This is a genomic window from Streptomyces sp. NPDC093510 (genome assembly GCF_040683555.1).
GTDB lineage: Bacteria > Actinomycetota > Actinomycetes > Streptomycetales > Streptomycetaceae > Streptomyces.
This window is the reverse complement of sequence record NZ_JBFBEE010000005.1, coordinates 117,909-143,347: the sequence shown is the minus strand read 5'-3', so window position 1 is coordinate 143,347 and position 25,439 is coordinate 117,909. Positions and strand designations below refer to the sequence as shown.

The following is a 25,439-nucleotide window of genomic DNA, read 5'->3' as shown; positions in this document are numbered from 1 at the left end:
CGCTACTCGGACGCCGGGAGCGGCGCGCCGCCGAACCCGATCTCGTTCCCGTCGGGATCGCGGTAGGTGGCCTTGCGGACACCGTTCGCGTACGTCTCCCGGCGGGCGGACCGCAGACCGCGGTCGGCGATCCGCGCGACACGGTCGTCGAAGTCGCCGACGAAGAGGGTGTGACGGGCGTGGCCGGCGTGCTCGGGGAGATGCTCGATGTACAGGTAGCGGTGTTCCGCGAGCTCCCAGACGGCTTCGACGTCGTTCGGGCAGAAGGTGGGAGGACCGCCGAGCAGGCGTTCGTACCACTGGAGCGCCGGCGCGTAGTCGCTGACGGGGACGCCGGAGAACAGTTCGAGGGCCATGCCGCCATCGTAGGAACCCCGGCTCCTCACCGCGTGCCGAGCGAAGGGAGGGCGCCCCTCACCGCTCACGGGTGACCGGTCTCGTCGATGGCCGGCATCGGCTCCCCGTCCGGATGCCACGCGCGGAGGAACGCCTCCTGGCGGCTGACGTCGACGAGCTCGATGCGGGCTCCGATGCTGTCCATGCGGTGGTAGACGAACGGGCGGCCGTGGGGACAGCCCGAGAAGTCGACGGGGAAGCCCTCCCGCTCCAGCCGTCGGGAGCCCTCCGGGACATTGCTCGACCAGAACCCGATGTGATCGAACCTGGCGTCCGTCGCATGCCAGGGGCTGCCGGGAGCCCCTTCTATGAGTTCGATGAAGGGCGCTCCACCGGTGGTGAAGACGATCCGGTAGTCCCAGGCCCCGAGCCGGTCGGACACGGGCTCGCTCCACTCGACACCGGCGGAGCGCCGGAAGTCCCGCATCGCCTGTTCGAGGTCGGGGACGGCGAAACACACGTGATAGAAGGCAGTCATCCGACCATGATCGGTTGTGGTGCGTCGTAGATCCAGGGGCGAGGTTGAGTCTCCAGTAGGGGGAGACGCGAGAGTGGGCGCATGAACGGCGACACCCTCTACTCGATCGGCGAGCTGGCCCGGCGGACCGGACTCACGGTCAAGACCATCCGGTTCTACTCGGACTCCGGCATCCTGCTGCCGACGGACCGCAGCCCGGCGGGCTACCGGCTGTACGGCATCGACGCCGTCGCCCGCCTGGACCTCATACGGACCCTGCGCGAACTGGGACTCGACCTGCCCACCATCCGCAAGGTCGTGGACCGGGAGGTCTCGCTCCCGGAGGTCGCCGCGGCGCACGCCGACGCACTGGACGTGCAGATCCAGACCCTGCGTCTGCGCAGGGCCGTGCTGACCACGGTGGCCAGACGAGGCTCGACGCCCGAGGAACTGGACCTCATGCACCGCCTGGCCAGGCTCTCCGAGGACGAACGCCGCCGTCTGATCGGCGACTTCCTCGACACCGTCTTCGACGGGCTGCACACGCACCCCGCCTTCACTGCGGTCATCCGCTCGATGACGCCCGAGCTGCCGGACGAACCCGACGTGGCGCAGGTCGAGGCGTGGGTGGAGCTGGCCGGGCTGCTCCAGGACTCCGGCTTCCGCACCAGCGTGCAGGGGATGGCCAGGGACCTCGCGGCCGACCGCGCGCCGGACGACGCCACCGGCCTGCCCCGCATCCTGGCCGAAGCCGTCCGCGCCCTGGTGGAACCGGCACTGAGGGACGGCATCGACCCCGAGGGGCCGCGGGCCGCCCCGGTCGTCGGTGCGCTCCGCGCCCACTACGCAGGCATCATCACCGAGGCCGACGACGACGTGCTGCGGCAGCGGCTCGCGCACCACCTCGACAGCATGAACGACCCGCGCAGGGACCGCTATCTGCGGCTGCTCGCCATCATCAACGGCTGGCCCGCCCCGGGCAGTCTGGCTCCCGCACTCGACTGGGCGGTCCGCGCCCTGCGTACCCGGAGCGGAGCATGACCGTTCGTCCCGCCCGCCAACTCGCGGGCGGTTACCGCGACTTGGTGCGCGTGCCCGGGTTCTGGCGGATCGCGGGACTCGGCATGGCGTCGAAACTGCCCGCCGGCATGACAGCCCTGAGCCTGTTGCTCCTGGTCGGCCGGGACCATGCGTACGGTACGGCGGGGCTGGCCGTGAGCTGTCTCGCGATCGGCCAGGGCGCGACCGGTCCGCTGCGCGGGCGGCTCGTGGACCGGCGTTCCCCGCGCGTGGTCCTGCTCTGCTGCCTCGCGGGTCATCTGACGGCCCTCGCCCTGCTGATCCTCACGGTGTACGCGCACGGCTCGGCCGCCACGATGCTGGTCCTGGCCGTGTGCGCGGGCGCCACGGCTCCTCCGGTCGCCGTCATGATGCGCACGGTCTGGCACCCGTTGACCGACAGCCGGACGCTCGCCACCGCGATGGCTCTCGACTCGGCCATGATGGGCACCGCGCTCATCACCGGCCCCGTGCTGGCCAGTTGGCTCAGCCTGTCCTTCTCGGCGGCCGTGCCGTTCGCCGTCATCGCCGCGCTGACCACGTGCGTGGTGGTCCTCCTTCTCAGGTCCCTCTCCGGACGCCCGGGGCGGGATGAGGCGGGGGCGGGTGTGACGGCGCGGGACGAGGCGGCGCGTGATGAGGCGGCGCGCGACGATACGGGGCAGGCCGGTTCGTCCCGCACTCAAGGGGACCGTCTGCGACCCCTCGCCTCCGCGCCCCTGCGGCGCCTCCTGGCCGCCAACGGCCTCTTCGTCGCCGCGGTCACCGCCGCCGACGTCGTCCTGCCGATCTACGCCAAGGAGCACGGCGCGGCACCGTACACCGGCCTCTACCTGGCGGCCCTGTCCATCGGCAGCGTCCTGGGCAGCCTGGCACTCGGCGCCGCCCCCTCCATGCTGTCCCGTGGACCCCGGGTCTCCCTGCTGCTCTGCGCCTTGGCCGTCGGGGCGGGCGCTCTGGCCGTGGCCGCGCGGTTCTCGCCGACGGCGGTGCTCGCGGTCTGCCCGGTGGCGGGCCTCGTCATCGGTGCGACGTTCGGCGCTCTGCGCACGCTCGGGGGAGACCTCGCGCCCGCGGGCCGAGTCACCGAGACCATGTCCTGGCTCGCGAGCCTCGACACGGCGGGCGCGGCGCTGGGTGCCGCGGCGGTCGCGCAGCTCGCGGGCGCGCGGGGGAGCGGGACGGCGCTCCTGCTGGTGCCGACGGCGGCCGTCCTGGCGGCGATCGTCGGCCGGCGCGCCCACGCGACGGCTCCCGCCACACCCGTCGGCCGCGCAGGAGCCCCTGTGCGGGACGCGGCCCCCGATCGGGCCCGGGAACCGCACCGAACCTGACACTGCATCAGGAAATCTCTTCCCTCGGCCGGTCCGCTGCGGCATCCTGCGCCCATGCAGACGGAGTTGAGCAAGAAACTGGGAGTCGAGCACGCCATCTTCGGCTTCACGCCCTTCCCGGCGGTGGCCGCGGCCATCAGCAGGGCGGGCGGGTTCGGGGTGCTCGGCGCGGTCCGCTACACGGAGCCCGACGAGCTGGCCAGAGACCTCGACTGGATGCAGGAGCACATCGACGGCAGGCCCTACGGACTCGACGTCGTCATGCCCGCCAAGAAGGTCGAGGCCCAGGGCGACCGGACGCTGACGGAGGCCGATGTCGAGGCGATGATCCCGGAAGGGCACCGGCAGTTCGTCAGGGACACCCTCGCCAAGCACGGCGTTCCCGAGCTCGCCGAGGGCGAGGCGTCCGGCTGGCGCATCACCGGCTGGATGGAACAGGTCGCCCGCAACCAACTCGACGTCGCCTTCGACTACCCCATCAGACTCCTCGCCAACGCGCTCGGCTCGCCGCCGGCCGACGTCATCCGGCGCGCCCACGACCACGACATCCTCGTCGCCGCTCTCGCGGGAAGCGCCCGGCACGCCCGCAAGCACGCGGAAGCGGGCATCGACATCGTCGTCGCCCAGGGGTACGAGGCGGGCGGTCACACCGGGGAGATCGCCTCCATGGTGCTCACCCCGGAGGCCGTCGAGGCGGTGGCGCCGCTGCCGGTGCTCGCAGCCGGGGGCATCGGCAGCGGGCAGCAGATCGCGGCCGCGCTCGCGCTCGGCGCGCAGGGTGTCTGGCTCGGCTCGCTGTGGCTCACCACGACGGAGGCCGACCTGCATTCGTCGGCGCTCACGCGCAAACTGCTCGCCGCCGGTTCCGGCGACACGGTCCGCTCCCGCGCTCTGACCGGGAAACCCGCCCGCCAGCTGCGGACGCGGTGGACCGACGCCTGGGACGACCCGGAAGGGCCGGGGCCGCTGCCGATGCCGCTCCAGGGGCTGCTCGTCGCCGAGGCCGTCTCGCGCATCCAGAAGTACGAGGTGCAGGAACTGCTCGGCACGCCGGTCGGGCAGATCGTCGGCCGGATGAACAGCGAACGCAGCGTCCAGGCCGTCTTCGACGATCTGACACGCGGCTTCGAGCGGGCCGTCGACCGTGTCATCCGCATCGCGGAGAGGGGAAGCCAGTCGTGAGCACATCCACCGAGAGCACGCCGCCGAACGGCTTCTGGGCGCAGGCCACCGGCGACCCGGGGCGCACCGTCCTCATCGCGCCGGACGGCGAGGAGTGGACGGCGGGCCGACTGCACGGCGCCGTCAACCAGTTGGTGCACGGACTGCGGGCCGCGGGCCTGGAACGCGGTGACGCGTTCGCCGTCGTGCTGCCCAACGGTGTGGAGTTCTTCACCGCGTATCTCGCCGCCTCCCAGGCCGGTTTCTATCTCGTGCCCGTCAACCACCATCTGGTCGGCCCCGAGATCGCCTGGATCGTCGCCGACTCGGGCGCCAAGGTGCTGATCGCGCACGAACGGTACGCGGCCGGCGCGGTCGCCGCCGCCGACGAGGCGAATCTCCCGGCGAGCCACCGCTACGCGGTCGGTGACGTACCCGGCTTCCGCCCCTACGGCCAACTCCTGGCAGGCCGGCCCGAGTCGGCGCCCGCCGACCGCACGCTCGGCTGGGTCATGAACTACACCTCGGGCACGACGGGCCGCCCCCGCGGCATCCGCCGCCCACTGTCCGGCAAGCTCCCCGAGGAGTCGTACCTCGGAGGCTTCCTCGGCATCTTCGGGATCAAGCCCTTCGAGGGAAACGTCCACCTCGTCTGCTCGCCGCTCTACCACACGGCCGTCCTCCAGTTCGCGGGCGCCGCCCTGCACATCGGCCACCCGCTGGTCCTGATGGACAAGTGGACGCCCGAGGAGATGCTCCGCCTCATCGACGCGCACAAGTGCACGCACACGCACATGGTGCCGACCCAGTTCCACCGCCTGCTCGCCCTGCCGGAAGCGACGCGGGCCGCGTACGACGTGTCCTCGATGCGGCACGCCATCCACGGCGCCGCGCCCTGCCCCGACCACGTGAAGCGCGCCATGATCGACTGGTGGGGCGAGTGCGTGGAGGAGTACTACGCGGCCAGCGAGGGCGGCGGCGCCTTCGCCACCGCGCAGGACTGGCTCAAAAAGCCGGGAACGGTCGGAAAAGCCTGGCCCATCAGCGAGTTGGCGGTCTTCGACGACGACGGCAACCTTCTCGGCCCCGGTGAACTCGGCACCGTCTACATGAAGATGTCCACCGGCGGCTTCTCGTACCACAAGGACGAGTCGAAGACGAGGAAGAACCGCATCGGCGACTTCTTCACCGTCGGCGACCTCGGCCTCCTCGACGAGGACGGCTACCTCTTCCTGCGCGACCGGAAGATCGACATGATCATCTCGGGTGGGGTCAACATCTATCCCGCCGAGATCGAATCGGCGCTGCTCACCCACCCCGCGGTCGCGGACGCCGCCGCCTTCGGCGTTCCGCACGACGACTGGGGCGAGGAGGTGAAGGCCGTCGTCGAGGTCGCCGAGGGCCGGACCGCCGACGACGCGCTCGCCGCCGAGATCCTCGCCCACTGCGAGCACCGCCTCGCGGGCTACAAGCGCCCCAGGACCGTCGACTTCATCGAGACGATGCCCCGCGACCCCAACGGCAAGCTGTACAAACGACGTCTGCGCGAGCCGTACTGGGAGGGCCGCGAGCGGCCGCTGTGACCGGAGAGGCCCACGGCTTCAACCACGGGACCCGTACAGCGACGGCAGCAGCTGCTCCTCCTCGTACGTGAAGTGGGCCTCCAAGTCGGCGGCGAGCCTGTCGAGTTCGGTGACGAGGTCGACGGCGGCGTCCGGAGCCGCGAGGAGGGCCTGCAGTTCGTCGAGGACCCGGGCCACCACCTTGTGTTCCTCCCGGAGCCTCGCCACGGCGGGGGACAGCTCAGGGAACTGGCGCTCCAGCAGCGTGAACGCGCCGTCCTCGTTGGTGTGGTGTTCGTGGAGCGCACCGCAGAGCGTGAGGCAGTGACGGGCCAGCTGCTGGCCCAGGGGCTGGAGCGGCCGGCTGGGGAGGCCGGCCGGGTGCCGCCCGGCCTCCGCGCGTACGGCGGCCAGCTCGCGCCGTAACTCGTCGTGCACGCGCACCAGATGGTCCACCGTGGCGCGGTGGCGCGCGGGGTCCGCGGCGGAGAGGCGGTGCAGCGCGACGACGGGGATGGTGCGCTCCGTGCCTTCCTGGTAGGCGGTGAAGGCCGGGGCGCGCTCGCACTGGGCGCGGTAGTGGTCGTCACGCTCCCGGCCGCGCAACACCTCGGCCGTCGCGCGAAGCGGTCCACGCCGCCCGCGTAGTCGCCGATCTCGACGGTGACCGTGGGTCTTCGCCTCCAACGCGGGCGCCCCGAAGCAGCCCACCTGGTACCACGACCTCCTCGCCGACCACGAGGAGCCGGGCGCCGCCCGTTCGTAGACGGTGGGGGTCGTGCGCGGGCTTGCCGCTGCGGATGCCGCGCATGGTCGGACGCGTGAAGCGGATCAAGGTCCCGGACGAGCTCAGGTCACGCGCCCTGGCGCCCCGTCACCTCTCGCCCCTGGCCTACCTGTTGTTCGGCGGACCCATGAGTGTCAGCGACATCGCGGACCGCATCGGCGTCGCCCCGCTGGCCCCCGCCGAGCGGAAGCTGTTCATCGACACGCTGACGGCGTACGAGGACGGGCTCACCGGGTACTGACCGCGTCGTGGGCGGCGCGAGGCCGGGCCCGCCGCGTACCGCGCGACAGGCCCGGCCTCGTCCGGCCGGACGGCCGAAGGGGGTTCAGCGGCGCTCGCGCACCCGCACCACCTCAAGGGACGGGTCGTCGAGGATGTCCTTCTCGCAGAAGCGGGACGTCACCCAGCGCTCCTTCGCGTACAGCTTCGTCTGGTCGCTGAAGTGCGGGGAGTTCGGGTTCGAGGACTGGGAGTACGACAGGAGGGTGCGGGCCTCGGGGCAGCGGCTCTTGCCCCAGCCGACCGCCTGGATGTGGCTCGAACCGTGTGCGACCTCCGTGTAGCCGCTCTTGGGGTCCCAGACGGGCTCAATCTTGTTCCAGACGCCGAGGGACTCCGTGCCGCCTGAGACCGGAATGCGCTCGCCGTCGCGTACGACGTACTGGTTCTCGCCCAGCGGCGCGTCGAGCGCGATGTCCGTCGCGGTCAGCTCGGTCACCGCGTCGGCAAGCGCGGCCTCGAAGCCGGGCTGCGCGGTGTCGAGGGTGTTCGGGGTGCGTACCGGATCGGCCGCCGAGAACGGAACCTTCCAGAGCTGCGCGTTCGGCACGGCCGCCGTCAGCTTGCGCCAGAAGCGGTCGAAGAGCAGCGCGCCCCGGCTCCCGGTGTCCATCGTGCGGTCCCAGCGGGCCAGCACCTCGCACGCCTCGCCGACGTCAACCACCGTGCCGTCGCTGCCCGTTGCGGAGCCGCCCGGCAGCGCGGAGCACGCCTTCGCCGTGTCGGCAGCCGCGAGATCCGCCGCGGGCACGCGGTTCGCGAACTGCTGGCGCTGTAGGTCACGGACCGTGAGGTGGCCCTTCTCGGCCATCGCCGCCACGTCCTCGATGGCGCCGCGGGTGCGCATCGAGCGCTGCGTGCCGATCGTGCCGAAGATGCGCTCGTAGCCGGTGATCGGCTTGTCCGCGTTGGTCAGCCAGGCGCTGTCGTTGGAGTTCTCCGCGTACGGGGCGTCCTTGAGGGTGGGCATCCTCGACGGGCCGAAGACGCCGGGCTGTACGGCGTCCTTGTCCGAGCCGAGCGCGCACGCGCCGCGCGAGCCGTCGAGGACGGCGACGCCCGACGCCGGGTAGGTGACCTTGCCGAGGGGCGTGCTGCAGCGCTGCGCGAGACCGTCGGTGATGCGGGGGAGCACCTGCGACTGGCTGAGCAGCGAGTGGCCGTGGCGGTCGGCGGCCACCGTGTTCACCCAGGGCAGCCCCTGGGTGTCGCGCAGCGACTTGAGGATGCCCGCGGTGGAGCGCGCCTTGCCGAAGCCGAGGTCGGTGTCGCCGGCGCGCAGGTTCACGGCGTTGGGGTCGTTCAGGGCGTACGCCGCGGTCGAGGACCAGGGCAGCGGGAGCTGGGCGCCGAGGCGGGTGACGACGGGGCCGTAACGCGTCCACCACTGGGTGCGGGTCACCGGGGCGCCGTCCTTGACCGGCACGGTGACCGTGCGCTTCACCATCTTCCGCGGCTTGCCGTCTACCAGGTAAGTGGTCGGGTCGGCCGGGTCCAGCGTGAGCTGGTGCAGGTTGAGGGGGACGCCGGTCGCCACCGTGTGGCTCCACGCCACGTCACCGTTGAAGCCGATGTTGACCACGCTCGTGCCGAGCAACGAGCTGCCGGACACGTTCAGTTCACCCGGGATGGTCTGCTGCGACTGCCAGAAGCGGCGGCCGCCCTGCCAGGGGTAGTGCGGGTTGCCGAGCAGCAGGCCCTTGCCGTTCGCGGTGGTCTCGCCGCTGAACGCGACGGCGTTGGAACCCATGTCGGCGTTCTGCGCGGAGAACAGCTCGCGGGCCGCCTCCGCCGTGCGCCGCGGATCGGGCGCGGCGTCCTCGGCCGTCGCGGCGCTCGGCTGGGAGGCTGCGCTCAGCTGGGAGGCTTGGCTCGGCGGGGCGGCTTGGCTCGGCGGCGCGGCTTGGCTCGGCGGGGCGGCGGCCGTGATGCCGTCGATCCCGCGCCCCTGCCCGCCGAGCACCTGCACGGCGAAGCCCTGCCTGGCCACGTCGAGCGCGGTGATCGGACGCACCCAGTCGGCCTTCGCGCAGGCCGGATCGGTGATGCGGTTCTGCTTCAGCCAGGCGTTGTAGCCCGCGGCGAAGCCCCGCATGAGCTCCTTGGTGCGGCGGCCCGGGCCGGCGGGCGCGGGCCGGTCGAGAAGCTTCTCCACGGTCCTGGCTTCGCGTACGCCGCGGAAGTACAGATCACTGCTGAGGTTCGTGGAGGCCGACGACAGCGCGGAACCGGGTGAGGCGTCGGGGCCGAAGTGCCGGGAGCGCTCGCCGCGGACGGTCAGATAGCCGTCGGCGAGCGTGCACACCTGGTCGGCGGCCTGTGCCCAACCGGTGCCGAAGCCGAGGTTCTTGTAGTCGTCGGCGAGGATGTGCGGAATGCCGTACTCGGTGTAACGGATGGTCGCGTGCAGGCCGCCGCCGGAGGGGCGGGCGTCCTGGGGCGCGGCCCCCGCGCCGGACGACGGCAGCAGGGCCACCGCCGCCACCAAGGTGATTCCCACGGCCGCCGAGCGTCTCGTGCGGATGCGCATCGTGCCTCCCAACTGGGGTTCGGGAAGGAGCGGTTGAGCGTACCAAGCGGTTGGTCATTTGCCTCGCCCCTTGGCTCTCGCCCTTGACCCGGACGGCCGGGGGACACAGGATCACGCCATGACGGGTGTACGCGACAACACGGTCGACGCGGTCCTCAGGCGCAGCGTGCGCCGCACACCCCGGCGCACGGCCCTGCGCTACGGCGAACGGTCCTGGACGTACGGGGAACTCGACGACGCCGTGTCGCGGGCGGCCACCGCACTGCGCGACCGGGGCCTGGCCCGCGGAGACCGCGTCGGCGCCTACGCCCACAACTCCGATGCCTACCTGATCGCCTTCCTGGCCTGCGCGCGGGCCGGCCTGGTCCATGTGCCGGTCAACCAGAATCTGACCGGCGACGACCTCGCCTACATCATCCGCCAGTCCGGCAGCTCCCTCGTGCTCGCCGACCCGGACATCGCCGGACACCTGCCCGCCGGTGTGCCCGTTCTGGCCCTGCGGGACGCGGACGACTCACTGCTCACGCGGCTCGCCGCGTCATCGGCGTACGACGGTGAAGGCCCCGGCGGCGAGGACCTGGTGCAGTTGCTGTACACCTCGGGCACCACCGCCCTGCCGAAAGGGGCGATGCTCACCCACCGCGCCCTCGTCCACGAATACGTCAGCGCGATCACCGCCCTGGACCTCAAGGGGAGCGATAAGCCCGTCCACTCGCTGCCGCTCTACCACTCCGCACAGATGCACGTCTTCCTGATGCCCTACCTCGCGGTCGGCGCGGAGAACACGATCCTCGACGGGCCGGACGCCGAGCGGATCTTCGACCTGGTCGAGGCGGGCCGCGCCGACAGCCTCTTCGCGCCGCCCACCGTGTGGATCGGCCTCTCGCGCCATCCGGACTTCGCGGTCCGCGACCTCGGCGCGCTGCGCAAGGCCTACTACGGCGCGTCGGTCATGCCGGTGCCGGTCCTGGAGCGGCTGCGCGCCCGGCTGCCCGGGCTCGGGTTCTACAACTGCTTCGGGCAGAGCGAGATCGGCCCGCTCGCCACCGTCCTCGGGCCCGACGAGCACGAGGGCCGGATGGAATCGTGCGGGCGGCCCGTCCTGTTCGTCGAGGCGCGCGTCGTCGACGACCACGGCAGAGAGGTGCCGGACGGCACCGAAGGGGAAGTCGTCTACCGCTCACCGCAGTTGTGCGAGGGGTACTGGGACAAGCCGGAGGAGACGGCCGAGGCGTTCCGTGGCGGCTGGTTCCACTCCGGGGACCTCGCGGTGCGGGACGCCGAGGGCTACTTCACCGTCGTCGACCGGGTGAAGGACGTCATCAATTCCGGGGGAGTTCTCGTCGCGTCGCGGCAGGTCGAGGATGTGCTGTACGAGCACCCCGGCGTCGCGGAGGCGGCAGTGATCGGACTGCCGGACGAGCGCTGGATCGAGGCGGTCACCGCGGTGGTCGTCCGCGGTGACATGGGGCTCACCGAAGCCGGACTCATCGCCCACGCACGCGAAAAGCTCGCCCACTTCAAGGCGCCCAAGAGGGTCCTCTTCGTGGACGAACTGCCGCGCAACGCCAGCGGGAAGATCCTCAAGCGAGAGCTGCGGAAACGCTTCGCCGCCGACTGAGTGGGGCCGGACCGGGGTCAGGTCCTGGCGTGGTGCCGTCCGTCGTCCTGGCCGGAACCGGTCCGGTCGGCCTCGTCCCTGACGAGCAGGGAGAGCAGGGAGGCGACAGCGAGACCGGACTCGGCAGGGTGGCGCAGCACCTTGCCGGGGTCGATCCGATACGTGTTGGTGCGTCCCTCCCGGGTGTGGGAGAGGTAACCATCCTGCTCGAGATCGGCAATGATCTTTTGGACCGCGCGCTCCGTGAGCCGGCAGTGTGCGGCGATGTCACGGATGCGGGCGTTGTGATCGTCGGCGATCGCCGCCAGCACGCGGGCGTGATTGGTGAGAAACGTCCATCCGGTATGTGGCTCGGGCACTCCATCCATGCGCCAACTCTAGTGTCTGGCATTCACGGTTTCAAAAACACGTACTCGATTTCAGGTATTAGTTGACGTGTGTGCCCCATGAGGGGCAGCCTAAGAGCGGCGGTAGGCGAAAACGTGGAGGAGAGGCCATGCCGGAGCCCGCATACTCACAGCGGCCCTTCGTTGAGCAGGGCGGCGAGCACGATCAGGGCGGCAGCGCACCGATGGCTTCCTCGCCGCGCGGGCCGACCGATGCCGCCCCGGCCGGTACCAGGCGCAGCCTGGCGCTCCGGGGAGAGCTCGACCTCGACACCGGCCAGTGGCTCAGGAACGACCTGTACCGGGCCCTCGGCCAGGTGTCCGACGGCCTCGACCTGGACCTGAGCGAGGTCGACTTCTGCGACTGCTCCGGCCTCAACCTCCTGCTCGGCCTGCGCCAGCACGCCGTGAAACAGGGCAAGACCGTCGTCATCCGTTCCAGCAGCCCCGCGGTGGAGCGCCTGCTGGACCTGACCGGCACCCGCGCCCTGCTCACGCCCCTCGACCGGCAGGAGGACGAGGACACGCCGTGCGCCGTCGTCCATGAGGCGAACCCGCCCGAGGGCACCGAGCAGGATCTGCACACCGTCGTGGCTCAGCTGCGCCGGGCCATGCAGACCAGGCCGACCATCGACCTGGCCCGCGGCATCCTCATGTCCACCTTCAATCTCAGCCCCGAGGCGGCCTGGGACGTCCTGGTCATCGCCTCCCAGAACACCAACACCAAGCTGTACGTGCTGGCGGGCGACGTGGTGGGCACCGTCCAGGGAGCGGCCCTGCCCGGCGCCGTGCGCAAACAGCTCGAGGCCGCGATCGTCAAGGTGAACGCCGCGCGGGCGGAACAACTCCCCGACCTGATCGTTCCGATCGGCAAGCCCGCTCTGCCTTCCGACGGCGTTCCTTGACCGGCCGGACCAAGGCCTGAACGCACGGACATCGGGACGGACCGGCCTCAGTGGCGCAGGTCCACGATCCGCTTGAACTTGCCCACCGACCGCTCCAGCGTCTCCGGGGCGACGATCTCCACGCCGACCGAGACACCGATGCCGTCCTTCACCGCCGCCGCGATCTCCCGCGCGGCCGCCTCGCGCCGCTCCGCCGGAGTGTCCGCGCGCGCCTCCGCCCGCACCGTCAGGGAGTCCATCCGACCCTCGCGCGTCAGCCGCAGCTGGAAGTGCGGCGCGATGCCCGCCGTGCGCAGCACGATCTCCTCGATCTGCGTGGGGAAGAGATTGACGCCGCGCAGGATCACCATGTCGTCGCTGCGGCCCGTCACCTTCTCCATCCGCCGGAAGACCCGCGCCGTGCCGGGCAGCAACCGCGTCAAGTCCCGCGTCCGGTAACGGATCACGGGCATGGCCTCCTTCGTGAGCGCCGTGAACACGAGCTCGCCGCGCTCGCCCTCCGGCAGCACCTCGCCGGTGATCGGGTCCACGACCTCCGGATAGAAGTGGTCCTCCCAGATGTGCAGACCGTCCTTGGTCTCCACGCACTCCTGCGCCACACCCGGGCCGATCACCTCGGAGAGGCCGTATATGTCGACGGCGTCGATCGCGAAGCGCTCCTCGATCTCGCGCCGCATCTCCTCCGTCCACGGCTCCGCACCGAAGATGCCCACCCGCAAGGACGTCGACCGGGGATCGACGCCCTGCCGCTCGAACTCCTCCAGGAGCGTGAGCATGTACGACGGGGTCACCATGATGATCTCGGGGCGGAAGTCCTGGATCAGCCGCACCTGACGTGCCGTCATACCGCCCGAGGCGGGAATCACCGTGCACCCGAGCCGTTCGGCGCCGTAGTGCGCGCCCAGACCTCCGGTGAACAGGCCGTACCCGTACGCCACATGGACCTTGTCACCGGGGCGGCCGCCCGCGGCACGGATCGAGCGCGCGACCACGTCCGCCCACATGGAGAGGTCCTGCTCCGTGTACCCGACGACTGTCGGAAGGCCCGTCGTGCCGCTCGACGCGTGCAGCCGGCGCACCTCGGACTGCTCCACCGCGAACATCCCGAACGGATAGTTGGCCCGCAGGTCGTCCTTGGTGGTGAAGGGGAAACGTGCCAGGTCGGCGAGCGAACGGCAGTCGTCGGGGCGCAGTCCGGCCTTGTCGAACGCGGCCCGGTGGAACGGGACGTTCTCGTACGCGTGCAGCAATGTGTCCTGGAGGCGTTCCAGTTGCAGGGCCCCGAGCTCGCGAGGGCCCAGCCGTTCCGCCGCGTCCAGCAACAGCGGCATACGCGTCATGGGATGCTCCCGTCCTGCGCGCGCGACCGATCATTCGGTCGTCGATCTTCCGTGGAGCTCAGTAATCCAGGCCCGGCGGTGGGCGTCAAGAGATCTCGCGCAGCTGCTTTGAGCTGCGGTGCAACGGGCATGGGCCACGGTCATGAGCCACGCACGTACAGCGTTGCCCGGGCGGGGCACGGGATGTGATGATCACTGCCATGCCGACATTCCATGCGTATGACGGGACAGAGCTCGCCTACCACGAGAAAGGGGACGGCGAACCGCTGCTGTGCGTGCCGGGCGGGCCCATGCGCGCCTCCGCCTACTTCGGCGACCTCGGCGGCCTCACCGCCCACCGCCGTCTGATCCTGCTCGACCTGCGCGGTACGGGCGACTCCGCCACACCGGACGATCCCGCGACGTACCGCTGCGACCGGCATGTCGACGACGTCGAGGCGCTGCGCGAGCACCTGGGGCTCGAACACGTCGACCTGCTCGGCCACTCGGCGTCCGGCAACATCGCCACGCTGTACGCGGCCCGCCACCCGAAGCGGATCCGCAGGCTCGTCCTGGTCGCCCCGGCCACCCACTCCCTCGGCCTCACGGTCACCGACCAGGACCACCGCGACGCGGCGGCGCTCCGGGCGGACGAACCCTGGTACCCGGCCGCGCAGGCCGCGCTGAAGGAACTCGCGGCCGGACGCGGCTCCGCCGAGGTGTGGGACGCCCTCGCTCCCCTCGCCTACGGGCGCTGGGACGCGATCGCGCAGGCGCACCGGGCGGCCAGCGCCACGGAGAAGAACGCGGAGGCGGCGGCCGCCTTCTACGGGGAGGGTGCCTTCGACCCGCCCGCCACGCGTGCCGCCCTGGCAGACCTGGCCGCGCCGGTCCTCGTCCTCGCGGGGGAGTGGGACGGGGGTCCGAACCCGGCCCGAGCCGAGGAGTTCGCCGGGTTCTTCCCGCACGGCGTCCGCCAAGTGCAGCCGCGCGGCGGGCACTTCCCGTGGCTGGACGACCCGGAGTGGTTCGTGCGGCGGGTCGAGGGCTTCCTCGCCCAGGACTGATCCGGACGGCCATGCCTGCACGGGCCCGCCAGACCTGGCAGAGAACCGACAGGACCGCCGCAACTCACCGACCCTCAGGGGGAACCGTCGTGCGCCACGTCACTCCCACCCGCCGTCTGCTCGCCGCCGGGGCCCCCGAGCCCCACCCCGGCCACCGCTTCGACGGCCACTGCTTCGACGGCCATGGCTTACGCGACCACCGCCTCCCCGGGCCCGTACGTCCGGCTCCGCCCACTCGCCGACCTGTCCGCGCAGCGCCTGGCCACGGCCGACCTCGTCGCCGCCGCCAAGTACGGCACGGACAGCCCCATCGACGACCCGGCCCGTGAGCGGCAGGTGCTGGACGCCGTGGCCGACCAGGCCAGGGAGATCGGCGCCGACCCGGCGGTCACCGTGCGGATCTTCCGCGACCAGATCGAGGCCAACAAGGTCGTCCAGCGGGGCCTGTTCCGGCGTTGGGACGCCGATCCGTCGCAGGCCCCGACGCACCGGCCCGACCTCGCCGAGGTCCGCAAGGAGATCAACCGCGTCAACGGTGAACTGGTACGGGGCATCGCCGCGTCCCCGGAGGCACGCACGGCGCCGTACTGCGGGGGAGTGCTGACCGCCGCGGCCGCCCAAGTGCGGCACGAGCACCGGCTCGACGCCCTGCACTCCGTCGCCCTCGGCCGGGCGCTGCGCTCAGTCTGCGCGGACTGACACCCGCCGCTCGTCACGCGGAGCGCGGTAGACGAACCACGGCATGAAGAACTGGGTGACAGTGCCGACCGCCACGGCATAGAGCACCGTGCCGACGCCCACCGTCCCGCCGAGCAGCCAGCCGACGGCGAGCACGGAGAGCTCGATGACGGTACGGACCCGCCGCAGCGAGCGGCCGGTCACCGCGGCCGCGCCGGTCATCAGCCCGTCCCGGGGGCCGGGCCCGAAGCGGGCACCCACGTAGACGGCCACGGACAGCCCGTTGAGAACCACCCCGGCGACGAGCAGACCGATCCGGACGGGCAGGTTGAGGTCCTCGGGGAGGATGAGCAGGCCGAGGTCGGAAGAGACGGCGAGAACAACGATGTTCGCGAAGGTGCCGAACGTCGGCCGTTGCCTCAGCGGTATCCACAGCAGCAGGACGAGCACGCCGAGCACCGCGCTGATCGTGCCGAAGCTGAGAGGCGTGCGCTGCTCCAGGCCCTCGTAGAGAACGCTCCACGGGTTCACGCCCAGCGAGGCCCTGACCAGGACCGAGAGGCTGAATCCGTACAGGGCGAGGCCGATGAGGAGCTGGGGCAGGCGTCTCGTCGGGTGTTCGAGGAAGGGGACGTACGAGATGTCCTGCCGCATGTGGGGTTGCCTCCGAGCTGAGTGAGCGTGTGCCTATGTGCGCGTGCCGCGAAGGACACTTGCGCGGCTTCGGGCCATTGCGGCCACTCTGTAGAGTGATTGGCCCGGAGAACACAGCCAATCCCAGGAGAATGGTGTGGTCGACGCGTACGCGGAGCGGCCCGTCGACGCCATGGCAGGCGGCGCGGCGGGCGACACGAACGATGGCACGGTCGGCGGCACCGACCGGACGGTGGGCAGCCGGTGGCTCGCCGCGATGCTGCCCGACCCGGCCGCCGCACGCCCCGCCTACCGCCACCTCGCCCAGGCGATCAGCGGGCTGATCCTGGACGGCCGCATCGCCCCGCACGTCCGGCTCCCCGCCGAACGCGAACTGGCAGCGGCCCTCGGCACCAGCAGAACCACCGTCACCGCCGTGTACGACCTGCTGCGCGAGAGCGGCTACGCACACAGCCGGCAGGGCGCAGGCACCTGGACGGCGCTGCCCGAAGGCCGTGCCCCCAGTGGTGTCCGGCGGCTCCTGGCGGCCGAGGACACCGCGATCGACCTGGCCAGAGCGGCCCCCGGGCTGCCGGGCCACGAACTCACCGACACCGTCCTGCGGATCGCCCCGCGGCTGGCGGCGCACGCGCACACCCCCGGCTACCACCCGTACGGCCTGCCGGAACTCCGGGCCGTCGTCGCCGAGCGCTTCACCCGGCGAGGGCTGGCCACCGTGCCCGAGCAGATCCTGGTGACCTCGGGTGCCCAGCACGCGCTGACCCTCGTCCTGGGACTCCTGTGCGGGCCCGGCGACCGCGTCCTGGCCGAGAACCCGTCCTACCCGAACGCCCTGGAGGCGATGCGCCGGGCCCGGCTGCGCACGGTGTCCGTGCCGGTGACCGAGGAGGGCTGGGACGTCGGCATCGTCGAGTCGGCCCTCCGCCAGGCGGCCCCCCGACTCGCCTACCTGATACCGGACTTCCACAACCCGACCGGGTGTCTCATGCCGGAGGGCGAGCGGGGCCGGGTGCTGCGCGCCGCCCAGCGGGCCGGGTGCTGGCTCGTCGTGGACGAGACCCTCTCCGAGCTCGCCCTCGACGTGCCCGCGCCACCGCCCCTCGCCTCGCACGCGGCGCCCGGCGGCGCGGGACAGCTCATCACCGTCGGCTCCATGAGCAAGACCCACTGGGCGGGCCTGCGCATCGGCTGGCTGCGTGCCCCCGCGCGGCTCGTCACCGAACTCGCGGGGCAGCGCGTCGCCACCGACATGGGAGGCTCTGTCCTCGACCAGCTGCTGGCCCTCGACCTCCTCGACCGGGCCGACGCACTGCTGACGCCCCGCCTGGCACAGCTGCGCGAGCAGCGCTCGGCGCTCACCGCCGCCCTGAACGAGCACCTGCCCGACTGGAGTTGGCGGCTGCCGCCCGGCGGCCTCTCGCTCTGGGTGGACCTGGGCGAACCCGTCGCCTCGGCGCTGGCAGAGCGGGCACTCGACCACGGTGTGCGGATCGAGAGCGGCTCCTTCTTCGCCACCGACCCCGGCGTCTTCGAGCAGCGGCTCCGCATTCCGTACACCGCCCCGCCCGACACCCTGCGCGAGGCGGTGCGGCGCATGGCCGCCACCCTGGCCGACGGGCTCGGGCCGGCCTCCGGCGCGGGGCGGCGGCCGAACTGGGTGGCGTGACGACACCGGCAGGAAGAGGGGATGTCAGGCCGGGCGCGGGATGTAGGCCAGCCCGTGGGCGCCGGGCTCACCGCGCTTGGCGATGTCCAGCCGGGTCAGGATCTCCAGCGTCTCCAGGTCGACCAGATCGACGGTGGACGAGACGACGCAGGCCACGTAGGCGATCCGGCCGTCGGGGGACGACGTGATGGTCAGCGGTCCGCTCCCCACCCCGACCTCGCCAAGCCGCTTGCGGGTGTCGGCGTGGAACACGGTGAGGCGGCCTGCGGCCTGCCGTCCGAGCTGGGACTCCGGGTCGGCCTCCATGTGCAGCTCGCCCGCGAGCAGCTTCCCCGTCGACGTCAGGTGCACCGGCAGGACGACGTCGTCCGTGGGCAGCAGGTCGACGACGGTCGCCGTACGGGCCTCGATGACCCGGATGCCGGGCGTCGGCCGCTCCCCGGCGGCGGAGGGGGAGAACATGGCGTACGGCGAGGCGACATAGACGTACGCGCCGTCGGCGGAGACGGCGAGGCCCTCACTGCCCGGCACCTCGACCTTCGCGGTAAGGGCTCCGCTGTCGAGGTCGACGACCGAGACGAACGGCGCCTCCTTGTTGGTGGCGTACCCCGTCCTGCCCGCCGGGTCGACGGCGAACCAGTGCGGGCCGGGCGCGTCCGTGTCGATCCTGCCCACGGGCCTGCGGGTCTCCGTGTCGAGTACCACGACGCCGCCCGGCCGGTCGTCCGAGCCCTCCACGCTGACGTAGAGGCGATGGCGCGCGGTGTCGAGCGCGAGGCCGTGCGGCCCGTGCTCCGGCGCGAGGTCGACGACCTCGACGACGCGGCGGGTGTCGGGGTCGATGACGGTCACTTCGGTGCGGCGGCCGCTGTTCGCGTGGTAGTAGCCCGAGTGGTACGCCGTGGTGCACCACAGGAGGCGGCTCGTCGGGTCGAAGCACAGCTCGTGCGGCTCGGCGGGCACGTCGACCGCGCCGAGGAATCGGTCGGACGCGGCGTCGAAGAACGAGACCGTCGGGCCGCTCTGACTGACCACGGCCAGTACGTCGCCTTCTCGACCGGCACGCGGGTTCTGCTGCATGGGGAACTCCTCGGAGGAGACGGAGGGATGCCGGACGCGATTGCGCCGACCCCTCCACTCTCGGCACGAGGGCGTTGCGTCACAATGCAAGGATCAGCATCCAGTCATTGACTCACACGTAAAAACGCAGTTCAGGAGTGCTCTGGTGGCCATGGACCTCAATCTTCTGCGCGTGCTGGACGCCCTGCTGCAGGAGAACAGCGTGACACGCGCCGCCGAACGGCTCGGCACGTCACCCGCCGCGGTCAGCCGGACGCTGGCACGTCTGCGCCGCGCGGTCGGCGACCCGCTGCTGGTGCGCGCAGGACAGGGCATGGTCCCCACACCGCGCGCACTGGAACTCCAAGGGGAGGTGAGCGCGTTGCTGCGCGGCTGCGACGACGTGCTGCGGCCCGGGGCCGGTTTCGACCCCGTCCACCTCCGCCGCACCTTCACCGTGCAGGCCGCCGACGTGCTCCTCGCGGGACTCGCCGGGACGCTGACCGACCGCGTCCACGCGGAGGCACCGCACGTCGACGTCGTCTTCCTGCCGGAGGCGGTGGAGGGCGGTCCCGCGCTGCGGCAGGGCTGGGTGGACGTCGAACTGGGCGTCCTCGCACACCTGGACCCGGAGATCCGGACCCGGCAGCTCACCCGGATGACGCTGGTCGGCGTCGCCCGGAGCGGCCACCCCCTCTTCTCCGGGCGGATCGACGCGCGCCGCTTCGCCGCGGCCGACCACATCGGCGTGTCCCGGCTCGGCAAGCGTCATGGCCCCATCGACAGCGCCTTGGCGGAACGCGGGCTGCGGCGCAGGACCGCGGTCGTGGTGCCCAGCCACACGAGCGCGATGCTGCTCGCCAGGGACACCGACCTCGTCGCGCTCACCCTGGACGACTGGCTGCCCGACGCCGTCTCCGCACTGGGACTGCGTACGTTCCCCATCCCCCTGGACCTGGCCCCCGTCGACCTCGGCATGGCCTGGCACCCGCGCAACTCGTCGGACCCGGGGCAGCGTTGGTTCCGCGACCACTTGGCTGCCGCGGTCCTGGGCCCGGAGCCGGAGAGCGTCTGACAGCGACCCTCAGTGGGGGCTTTCCGCCGTCGGGGTGGGCGAGGGCACGCCCAGTGCCAGGAGGGCGGTGTCGTCGTCGATCCCCTCGCCGAGGCCGGCCAGCAGACCGGTCAGCGCGGTGACGACGGCCTCGGCGGACGTGCCGGCGTGGGCGGCGGTGAAAGTGCGCAGCGCCTCGTCCCCGAAGAGGTCCGAGCGGTCGGGGCCTGTACGGGCCTCGGTGACGCCGTCGGTGTAGAGCAGGAGCGTGTCGCCGGGAGCGAGGGTGACGGTGGCGGAGGTGAAACGGGGCTCGGGCAGGGCGCCGACGAGGAGGCCGCCGGGGGTGTGCAGGAAATCAGCCGTGCCGTCGGACCGCAGCACGAGGGCCGGCGGGTGGCCGCCGGAGGCGAGCCGGACGGTGAGGTGGCCGTCGGCCGGGTCGGGCTCCAGGAAGCCGAAGATGACGGTGCAGAAGCGGGGGTCGTCGCCGGCGTACCGCTCGTGCAGGACCTGGTTGAGGGTGGACAGGGCGGCCACGGGGTCGGGGTCGTGCAGGGCGGCGGCGCGCAGGGTGTACCGGGTCAGCGAGGTGACCGCGGCGGCCTGGGGGCCCTTGCCGCACACGTCCCCCAGGAAGAACCCGAAGCGTTTGCCGTCCACGGGGAACACGTCGTAGAAGTCGCCGCCGAGCTGGTCGGGGGAGGCGGTGTGGTAGTACGTGGCCGTCTCCACCCCGGGAATCCCGGGCAGGGTCGTGGGCAGCAACGACTGTTGCAGGACGGCCAGGGCCTGCTGCAGCCGGGCCCGGTCGGCCCGGGCCTGCCGCGCGGACTCCTCGGCCGCTCTGCGGCTGCGCAGCAGCTCCGTCTCGTAGGAGCGGCGGTCGGTGGCGTCGAAGACGGTGATGCGGGTCAGCAGGGGGGTGCCGGTGCTGCCGTACTTGACGACGGCTGAGACCAGCACCGGCATGCGGGTGCCGTCGGCCTGCTTGATCTCCAGGGCCACCCCGCTGATCTCGCCCTGCATGCGCAGCAGCGGCGCGAAGTGGGTCTCGTGGTACAGCCTGCCGCCCACGGGGAGCAGGTCCGTGAATCGCAACCGGCCCATCACGGCATGCCGTTCGAGCCCCAGCCAGTTCAGCAGCGTGCCGTTGAGCTTCACGATGGTGCCGTCCATCAAGGTGGACAGGTACCCGCAGGGTGCGTTCTCGTACAGTTCCTCGGCGCTGTCCTCCAGGAGGGCGGCGAAGGCCGAGTCCGAGGTGGTCCCGCCGTCGTGGCCCTCGGGATTCGGCCCTGTCCGGCACATCACCGGAGACCTGCCAGGAACTCGGTGATCGCCGCGTTGGTGGCCTCGGGTGCGGACAGGTGCGGGCAGTGTCCCGTCGCGTCGAGCGTGACCAGCGCCGAACCGGGAACCGACTGATGGACGAACGCGCCGACCTCACGGGGAGCGATGGCGTCCTGGGTGCACTCCAGGATCAGCGTCGGCACGCACACGCTCTTGAGGTCGTCCCGGGCGTCCGACAGGAACGTGGTCCGGGCGAAGACCCGCGCCATGTCCGGGTCGGTCGCGCAGAAGCTGTTCTTGAGCTCCTCGCCGAGTTCGGGCCGCTCGGGGTTGCCCATGATGAGCGGGGCCATCGCCGCGGACCAGCCGAGGTAATTCGCCTCCAGGGATTCCAGGAGCTCCTCGATGTCCTCTTCGCTGAACCCGCCGCGGTAGCCGTCGTCATCGATGTACCGGGGGGAGGGGACGACCATCACAAGGGATCCGATGCGGTCGGGCGCCTGCCGGGCAGCGAGGACGCCGATCATTCCGCTGACCGAGTGACCCACGAACACCGCGTCGCGCAGGTCGAGCCGCTCGCACACCTCCACGACGTCCTGGGCGTAGCCGTCCAGTGAGCCGTAGCGCTCCGCCGAGAACGCGGACGGGTCGGATCGGCCCGCACCGACGTAATCGAACAGGACAACGCGGTAGTCCCGCTCCAGTGCGGGGACCGTCAGCCGCCACATGTTCTGGTCGCAGCCGAATCCGTGGGCCAGGACCACCGCCGGCCCCCGCGGGTTCCCTGTCACCGTGACGTTGTTCCTGCGGATGATGTCCATGGTCGTAATGAAACCAGTTCTACCGAGACGCGGTGTCGACAGGTGGGGCGGTCCCGGCGGTGAGACTGCGCTGACCTCGTACTATTTCACTGTTGTGAACGTGCCAAGTGCCCGTGTCACGGCGGAGGTGTGCGGGCCGTGCCGTCGGGCATGCGAACACGAAGGAACGGCACGAAGGAACGGTGGGACGCGGTCGTGTTTGCACGTGTGCAGGGAAAGGATCACAGCCCGATGAGTGCGCCGGAGACGCCCGGCACGGCGGGGACGACCTGCTCCCGGGCCCGGGCCGAGGTCCGCTCGGCGCTGGAGCAGGTGTGCCGTGCGCTGCAGCCCGCGCGGGCGCGCCGGCTGCGCGAGGACGCGCTGCTGGTGGTCAGCGAGTTGACGGCCAACGCGATCCGGCACGGCGGCGGGCTCACCCACCTCGGCGTCCGCGTCCACGACGGCGTCCTGCTGCTGAGCGTGAGCGACCGCAGCGAGACGGTGCCCTGCCGCGTACCTGCGGCTCCGGCCCGGCCCGGCGGCTTCGGCTGGCCGATGATCCAGCAGCTCAGCTCGAGCGTCACGGTCGAGGTGAACCGGGGAGGCAAGACGATCGTGGCGGCCCTGGACGTGTCCGAGCGGCTCGGCGAGACGTGTGGGACAGATCGCACGCGTGAGAGGCAATCGACGGGGTAACCGAGCCGCTGCGGGGGAAGCAGCCGAGCTGACAAGGAGCGGAACGCCATGATCACCGTGACGCAGGAGCAGACGCAGGACACGGCCACCAGCCTGGCCGGGGCGGGCCTCGTCGAGCGCGCGTACACGGACCCCTCCTCCGTCGCGCCGAAGGACGCACGGGAGGTCGGCAAGCGGTTCTTCCACCGCCTGACCGAACTTGAGGAGGGCACGCACGAATACCAGTACGTGCGCAACGCGCTGATCGAGATGAACCTCTCGCTGGTGCAGTACGCGGCGTCCCGGTTCCGGCACCGCGGCCCGCAGGAGATGGAAGACATCATCCAGGTCGGCACCATCGGTCTGATCAAGGCGATCGACCGGTTCGAGCTCACCCGCGAGGTCGAGTTCACGTCCTTCGCCGTGCCTTACATCACCGGTGAGATCAAGCGGTTCTTCCGCGACACCTCCTGGGCCGTGCACGTGCCGCGCCGGCTGCAGGAAGCCCGTATCGAGCTGTCCAAGGCGACGGAGGAGCTGCGGACCCGGCTGGGCCGCATGCCGTCCACGGCCGAGCTCGCCGAGCTGATGCAGCTGGAGCCGAAGGAGGTCGCCGAGGCGCAGAAGGCGTCCAACGGCTACAGCGCCGTCTCCCTGAACGCGGCGGTCAACGGCCAGGACGACGAGTCCGACACGATGCTGGCCGACTTCATCGGAGTCGATGAGGAGTCCTTCGAGCTCGTCGAGAACTTCCACTCCCTGGCGCCGCTGATCGCGGACCTCGACGAGCGGGACCGCACCCTCATCCACCTCCGCTTCGTCGAGGAGCGGACCCAGCAGCAGATCGCGGACGAGCTGGGCTGCTCGCAGATGCACGTGTCGCGGCTGATCAGCCGTGTCGTGAGCAAGCTCCGCGCCGGCCTGATGGCCACCGACTGACCCGCTGACCGGCTAACCGGCTGCCACAGCCTTCGCCCAGCGGTAGTCCGCCTTACCGCTGGGCGAACGCTGTATGTGGTCCGCGAAGACCACGGACCGCGGGATCTTGTACCCGGCGAGCAGCGCGCGGCAGTGGGCCTGAACCGCTTCCAGGTCCAACGAGGGTGCCCCGGGACGGAGTTGCACGACCGCGGCCACCCTGCTGCCCCACCGCTCGTCGGGGACCCCGGTCACCAGCGCGTCGTACACGTCGGGATGCGACTTGAGCGCCTGCTCGACCTCCTCCGGGTACACCTTCTCGCCGCCCGTGTTGATGCACTGCGAGCCGCGGCCGAGCACGGTCACGATGCCGTCCTCGTCGACCGTCGCCATGTCGCCGAGCAGCACCCAGCGCTCGTCGTCCTTCTGGAAGAACGTCTCGGCCGATTTCCCCGGGTCGTTGTAGTAGCCGAGCGGTACGTGACCGCGCTGGGCGAGGCGGCCGGGCTCGCCCACCGGGACCGGCTCGTGCGTCGCCGGGTCCACCACCCGCGTACGCTCGTTGACCTCCAGGCGGAAGCCCCTCTCCGGGCCGGAGTCGTCCGTCGCCTTGCCGTTGGAGCCGGACTCGGAGGAGCCGAAGTTGTTCAGGAGCAGGACGTTCGGCACGAGCTCCTGGAACTGGGCGCGGACCGTCTCCGACATGATCGCCCCGGACGAGGAGACGCTGAACAGCGACGAGAGGTCGACGCCCTGGAGCGGGCCGCGCAGCGCGTCGATCAGCGGCCTGAGCATGGCGTCACCGACCAGCGACACGCTCGACACCTTCTCCTTCGCGATCGTGCGCAACACCTCTTCGGGTACGTACTTGCGGTGCAGGGCCACGCGCTGCCCGTAGTTGAAGGCGATGAACGACGTCAGCGTCGATGTGCCGTGCATGAGCGGGGGAGTGGGGAAGAAGGTGATGCCGGGTCCGCCCGCCGCCACGCGCTCGGCCAGCTCCTCGGGCCGCTTCACCGGCTCGCCCGCGGGCTCGCCGCCGAAGAGCCCGGCGAAGAACAGGTCCTCCTGACGCCACATGACGCCCTTGGGCATACCGGTCGTGCCGCCGGTGTAGATGATGAACAGGTCGTCGGCCGAGCGCGGCCCGAACCCGCGCCGCGGCGAGCCCGCCGTCTCCGCGTCGATGAAGGCCACCGCGTCGAGCCGGGGCGCGTCCGCGCGAGAGGCTCCCACCCGGATCAGGTGCCGCAGCTTCTCCGTGCGGGGCAGCGCCGCCGCGACGCGCTCCGTGAACTCGGCGTCGAAGACGAGCGCGGCGAGGTCGGCGTCACGGTAGAGGTAGACCAATTCCTCTTCGACGTAACGGTAGTTGACGTTGACCGGCACGAGGCGCGCCTTGAGGCAGCCGAGGACCGTCTGGAGGTACTCGACGCCGTTGTACAGGTGCAGGCCGAGGTGCTCGCCGGGCTTCAGGCCGCTGTCGATCAAGTGGTGGGCGATGCGGTTGGCGGCCGCGTCGAGCTCGGCGTAGGTCAGTCGGCGCTCCGCGCCCGTGCCGGGATGGTCGATGTAGACGAGCGCCTCGCGTTCGGGGACCACGTCGACGACCGACTCGAACAGGTCGGCAAGGTTGTACTCCACCGCACTCCTCCTGACCCCGGCACCCACAGTGACGTCTCGCTTGGCGGTCATCAGAGCAGAGGCACCCACAACTGGGAAGGGCCCCCGCACAACAAAACTGACTGGGTGTCAGAAAACTCTTGAACTGGCTCC

Annotated in this window: 24 protein-coding genes; 13 read left to right on the top strand and 11 right to left on the bottom strand. The window is 71.3% G+C overall.

Annotation, left to right across the window (positions count from 1 at the left end; genetic code table 11):
- Positions 1-2: 2 nt before the first annotated feature.
- Both AB0N81_RS09905 and AB0N81_RS09900 read right to left on the bottom strand, forming a co-directional pair.
- Positions 3-356 carry a VOC family protein gene (locus tag AB0N81_RS09905; RefSeq protein ID WP_365357252.1) on the bottom strand — a complete coding sequence of 118 codons (354 nt, stop codon included), beginning with the start codon at positions 354-356 and terminating at the stop codon, positions 3-5.
- A 65-nt stretch (positions 357-421) separates the two neighbouring features.
- Positions 422-874: a VOC family protein gene (locus AB0N81_RS09900; protein ID WP_365357250.1), complete on the bottom strand. Its 453-nt coding sequence runs from the start codon at positions 872-874 to the stop codon at positions 422-424.
- Between the two features lie 81 nt (positions 875-955).
- Between AB0N81_RS09900 and AB0N81_RS09895 the strand changes: the two genes are divergently transcribed.
- The 4 genes from AB0N81_RS09895 to AB0N81_RS09880 are packed head-to-tail and all read left to right on the top strand — an operon-like array spanning position 956 to position 5,990.
- Positions 956-1,894, top strand: coding sequence for a MerR family transcriptional regulator (locus AB0N81_RS09895; protein ID WP_365357248.1), 939 nt, complete (start codon positions 956-958; stop codon positions 1,892-1,894).
- The gene (locus tag AB0N81_RS09890; RefSeq protein ID WP_365357246.1) at positions 1,891-3,246 is read left to right on the top strand and encodes an MFS transporter; all 1,356 of its coding nucleotides are present in this window, start codon (positions 1,891-1,893) and stop codon (positions 3,244-3,246) included. The genes AB0N81_RS09895 and AB0N81_RS09890 overlap by 4 nt, the downstream gene beginning before the upstream one ends.
- Positions 3,247-3,300: 54 nt before the next feature.
- Positions 3,301-4,428, top strand: a complete 1,128-nt coding sequence (locus tag AB0N81_RS09885) for a nitronate monooxygenase family protein (RefSeq protein WP_365357244.1) — start codon at positions 3,301-3,303, stop codon at positions 4,426-4,428.
- Positions 4,425-5,990, top strand: a complete 1,566-nt coding sequence (locus tag AB0N81_RS09880; RefSeq protein WP_365357242.1) for an acyl-CoA synthetase — start codon at positions 4,425-4,427, stop codon at positions 5,988-5,990. Before AB0N81_RS09885 ends, AB0N81_RS09880 begins: the two co-directional genes overlap by 4 nt.
- Before the next feature lie 18 nt (positions 5,991-6,008).
- Here the strand turns inward: AB0N81_RS09880 and AB0N81_RS09875 are convergent, their stop codons facing one another.
- Complete coding sequence (locus AB0N81_RS09875) at positions 6,009-6,575, bottom strand: hemerythrin domain-containing protein (RefSeq protein WP_365357241.1); 567 nt, start codon at positions 6,573-6,575, stop codon at positions 6,009-6,011.
- 203 nt (positions 6,576-6,778) lie between these two features.
- Here AB0N81_RS09875 and AB0N81_RS09870 point away from each other — a divergent pair, with 203 nt between their 5' ends.
- Positions 6,779-6,997, top strand: coding sequence for a hypothetical protein (locus AB0N81_RS09870; protein ID WP_365357239.1), 219 nt, complete (start codon positions 6,779-6,781; stop codon positions 6,995-6,997).
- 84 nt (positions 6,998-7,081) lie between these two features.
- On the opposite strand, the gene AB0N81_RS09865 is transcribed toward AB0N81_RS09870, so the two are convergent.
- Complete coding sequence (locus AB0N81_RS09865; RefSeq protein WP_365357237.1) at positions 7,082-9,565, bottom strand: penicillin acylase family protein; 2,484 nt, start codon at positions 9,563-9,565, stop codon at positions 7,082-7,084.
- 118 nt (positions 9,566-9,683) lie between these two features.
- Between AB0N81_RS09865 and AB0N81_RS09860 the strand changes: the two genes are divergently transcribed.
- Entirely contained in the window at positions 9,684-11,186 is a 1,503-nt protein-coding gene (locus AB0N81_RS09860) for an acyl-CoA synthetase (protein WP_365357235.1), read from the top strand.
- Positions 11,187-11,203: 17 nt separating this feature from the next.
- On the opposite strand, the gene AB0N81_RS09855 is transcribed toward AB0N81_RS09860, so the two are convergent.
- The gene (locus AB0N81_RS09855) at positions 11,204-11,554 is read right to left on the bottom strand and encodes a MarR family transcriptional regulator (protein WP_365357233.1); all 351 of its coding nucleotides are present in this window, start codon (positions 11,552-11,554) and stop codon (positions 11,204-11,206) included.
- A 128-nt stretch (positions 11,555-11,682) separates the two neighbouring features.
- Between AB0N81_RS09855 and AB0N81_RS09850 the strand changes: the two genes are divergently transcribed.
- Positions 11,683-12,477, top strand: coding sequence for an ANTAR domain-containing protein (locus AB0N81_RS09850; protein WP_365357231.1), 795 nt, complete (start codon positions 11,683-11,685; stop codon positions 12,475-12,477).
- 47 nt (positions 12,478-12,524) lie between these two features.
- On the opposite strand, the gene paaK is transcribed toward AB0N81_RS09850, so the two are convergent.
- Positions 12,525-13,808, bottom strand: a complete 1,284-nt coding sequence (gene paaK, locus AB0N81_RS09845; RefSeq protein ID WP_365357496.1) for a phenylacetate--CoA ligase PaaK — start codon at positions 13,806-13,808, stop codon at positions 12,525-12,527.
- A gap of 209 nt (positions 13,809-14,017) precedes the next feature.
- On the opposite strand from paaK, the gene AB0N81_RS09840 reads away from it, so the two are divergent.
- On the top strand, positions 14,018-14,863 hold the full coding sequence (locus AB0N81_RS09840) for an alpha/beta hydrolase (protein ID WP_365357229.1): 846 nt from the start codon (positions 14,018-14,020) through the stop codon (positions 14,861-14,863).
- 183 nt (positions 14,864-15,046) lie between these two features.
- Entirely contained in the window at positions 15,047-15,562 is a 516-nt protein-coding gene (locus AB0N81_RS09835; RefSeq protein ID WP_365357228.1) for a chorismate mutase, read from the top strand.
- Here AB0N81_RS09835 and AB0N81_RS09830 read toward each other — a convergent pair.
- A complete protein-coding gene (locus AB0N81_RS09830; RefSeq protein WP_365357226.1) occupies positions 15,545-16,195 on the bottom strand; it encodes a hypothetical protein in 651 nt (216 codons plus the stop codon). The genes AB0N81_RS09835 and AB0N81_RS09830 overlap by 18 nt on opposite strands.
- 136 nt (positions 16,196-16,331) lie before the next feature.
- Here AB0N81_RS09830 and AB0N81_RS09825 point away from each other — a divergent pair, with 136 nt between their 5' ends.
- On the top strand, positions 16,332-17,861 hold the full coding sequence (locus tag AB0N81_RS09825) for a PLP-dependent aminotransferase family protein (RefSeq protein ID WP_365357225.1): 1,530 nt from the start codon (positions 16,332-16,334) through the stop codon (positions 17,859-17,861).
- A gap of 24 nt (positions 17,862-17,885) precedes the next feature.
- On the opposite strand, the gene AB0N81_RS09820 is transcribed toward AB0N81_RS09825, so the two are convergent.
- The gene (locus tag AB0N81_RS09820; RefSeq protein ID WP_365357223.1) at positions 17,886-18,941 is read right to left on the bottom strand and encodes a YncE family protein; all 1,056 of its coding nucleotides are present in this window, start codon (positions 18,939-18,941) and stop codon (positions 17,886-17,888) included.
- 151 nt (positions 18,942-19,092) lie between these two features.
- Between AB0N81_RS09820 and AB0N81_RS09815 the strand changes: the two genes are divergently transcribed.
- Positions 19,093-19,995 carry a LysR family transcriptional regulator gene (locus tag AB0N81_RS09815; protein ID WP_365357221.1) on the top strand — a complete coding sequence of 301 codons (903 nt, stop codon included), beginning with the start codon at positions 19,093-19,095 and terminating at the stop codon, positions 19,993-19,995.
- Positions 19,996-20,004: 9 nt separating this feature from the next.
- On the opposite strand, the gene AB0N81_RS09810 is transcribed toward AB0N81_RS09815, so the two are convergent.
- The gene (locus AB0N81_RS09810) at positions 20,005-21,285 is read right to left on the bottom strand and encodes a SpoIIE family protein phosphatase (RefSeq protein WP_365357219.1); all 1,281 of its coding nucleotides are present in this window, start codon (positions 21,283-21,285) and stop codon (positions 20,005-20,007) included.
- Positions 21,285-22,088: an alpha/beta hydrolase gene (locus AB0N81_RS09805; protein ID WP_365357218.1), complete on the bottom strand. Its 804-nt coding sequence runs from the start codon at positions 22,086-22,088 to the stop codon at positions 21,285-21,287. Before AB0N81_RS09805 ends, AB0N81_RS09810 begins: the two co-directional genes overlap by 1 nt.
- Positions 22,089-22,319: 231 nt before the next feature.
- On the opposite strand from AB0N81_RS09805, the gene AB0N81_RS09800 reads away from it, so the two are divergent.
- Both AB0N81_RS09800 and AB0N81_RS09795 read left to right on the top strand, forming a co-directional pair.
- Positions 22,320-22,766, top strand: coding sequence for an ATP-binding protein (locus AB0N81_RS09800; protein WP_365357216.1), 447 nt, complete (start codon positions 22,320-22,322; stop codon positions 22,764-22,766).
- Between the two features lie 48 nt (positions 22,767-22,814).
- Positions 22,815-23,684, top strand: a complete 870-nt coding sequence (locus tag AB0N81_RS09795) for a SigB/SigF/SigG family RNA polymerase sigma factor (protein WP_365357214.1) — start codon at positions 22,815-22,817, stop codon at positions 23,682-23,684.
- A gap of 12 nt (positions 23,685-23,696) precedes the next feature.
- On the opposite strand, the gene AB0N81_RS09790 is transcribed toward AB0N81_RS09795, so the two are convergent.
- Entirely contained in the window at positions 23,697-25,307 is a 1,611-nt protein-coding gene (locus tag AB0N81_RS09790) for an acyl-CoA synthetase (RefSeq protein ID WP_365357213.1), read from the bottom strand.
- Positions 25,308-25,439 lie beyond the last annotated feature (132 nt).

Bases quoted from the DNA above. Each gene is read 5' to 3' on its own strand.
- AB0N81_RS09900 (WP_365357250.1), bottom strand. From the start codon at position 874: ATGACTGCCTTCTATCACGTGTGTTTCGCCGTCCCCGACCTCGAACAG.
- AB0N81_RS09905 (WP_365357252.1), bottom strand. From the start codon at position 356: ATGGCCCTCGAACTGTTCTCCGGCGTCCCCGTCAGCGACTACGCGCCG.
- AB0N81_RS09810 (WP_365357219.1), bottom strand. From the start codon at position 21,285: ATGTGCCGGACAGGGCCGAATCCCGAGGGCCACGACGGCGGGACCACC.
- AB0N81_RS09840 (WP_365357229.1), top strand. From the start codon at position 14,018: ATGCCGACATTCCATGCGTATGACGGGACAGAGCTCGCCTACCACGAG.
- AB0N81_RS09890 (WP_365357246.1), top strand. From the start codon at position 1,891: ATGACCGTTCGTCCCGCCCGCCAACTCGCGGGCGGTTACCGCGACTTG.
- AB0N81_RS09860 (WP_365357235.1), top strand. From the start codon at position 9,684: ATGACGGGTGTACGCGACAACACGGTCGACGCGGTCCTCAGGCGCAGC.
- AB0N81_RS09835 (WP_365357228.1), top strand. From the start codon at position 15,047: ATGGCTTACGCGACCACCGCCTCCCCGGGCCCGTACGTCCGGCTCCGC.
- AB0N81_RS09870 (WP_365357239.1), top strand. From the start codon at position 6,779: ATGGTCGGACGCGTGAAGCGGATCAAGGTCCCGGACGAGCTCAGGTCA.
- AB0N81_RS09800 (WP_365357216.1), top strand. From the start codon at position 22,320: ATGAGTGCGCCGGAGACGCCCGGCACGGCGGGGACGACCTGCTCCCGG.
- AB0N81_RS09820 (WP_365357223.1), bottom strand. From the start codon at position 18,941: ATGCAGCAGAACCCGCGTGCCGGTCGAGAAGGCGACGTACTGGCCGTG.
- AB0N81_RS09850 (WP_365357231.1), top strand. From the start codon at position 11,683: ATGCCGGAGCCCGCATACTCACAGCGGCCCTTCGTTGAGCAGGGCGGC.
- AB0N81_RS09885 (WP_365357244.1), top strand. From the start codon at position 3,301: ATGCAGACGGAGTTGAGCAAGAAACTGGGAGTCGAGCACGCCATCTTC.
- AB0N81_RS09855 (WP_365357233.1), bottom strand. From the start codon at position 11,554: ATGGATGGAGTGCCCGAGCCACATACCGGATGGACGTTTCTCACCAAT.
- AB0N81_RS09895 (WP_365357248.1), top strand. From the start codon at position 956: ATGAACGGCGACACCCTCTACTCGATCGGCGAGCTGGCCCGGCGGACC.
- AB0N81_RS09805 (WP_365357218.1), bottom strand. From the start codon at position 22,088: ATGGACATCATCCGCAGGAACAACGTCACGGTGACAGGGAACCCGCGG.
- paaK (WP_365357496.1), bottom strand. From the start codon at position 13,808: ATGCCGCTGTTGCTGGACGCGGCGGAACGGCTGGGCCCTCGCGAGCTC.
- AB0N81_RS09865 (WP_365357237.1), bottom strand. From the start codon at position 9,565: ATGCGCATCCGCACGAGACGCTCGGCGGCCGTGGGAATCACCTTGGTG.
- AB0N81_RS09795 (WP_365357214.1), top strand. From the start codon at position 22,815: ATGATCACCGTGACGCAGGAGCAGACGCAGGACACGGCCACCAGCCTG.
- AB0N81_RS09830 (WP_365357226.1), bottom strand. From the start codon at position 16,195: ATGCGGCAGGACATCTCGTACGTCCCCTTCCTCGAACACCCGACGAGA.
- AB0N81_RS09815 (WP_365357221.1), top strand. From the start codon at position 19,093: ATGGACCTCAATCTTCTGCGCGTGCTGGACGCCCTGCTGCAGGAGAAC.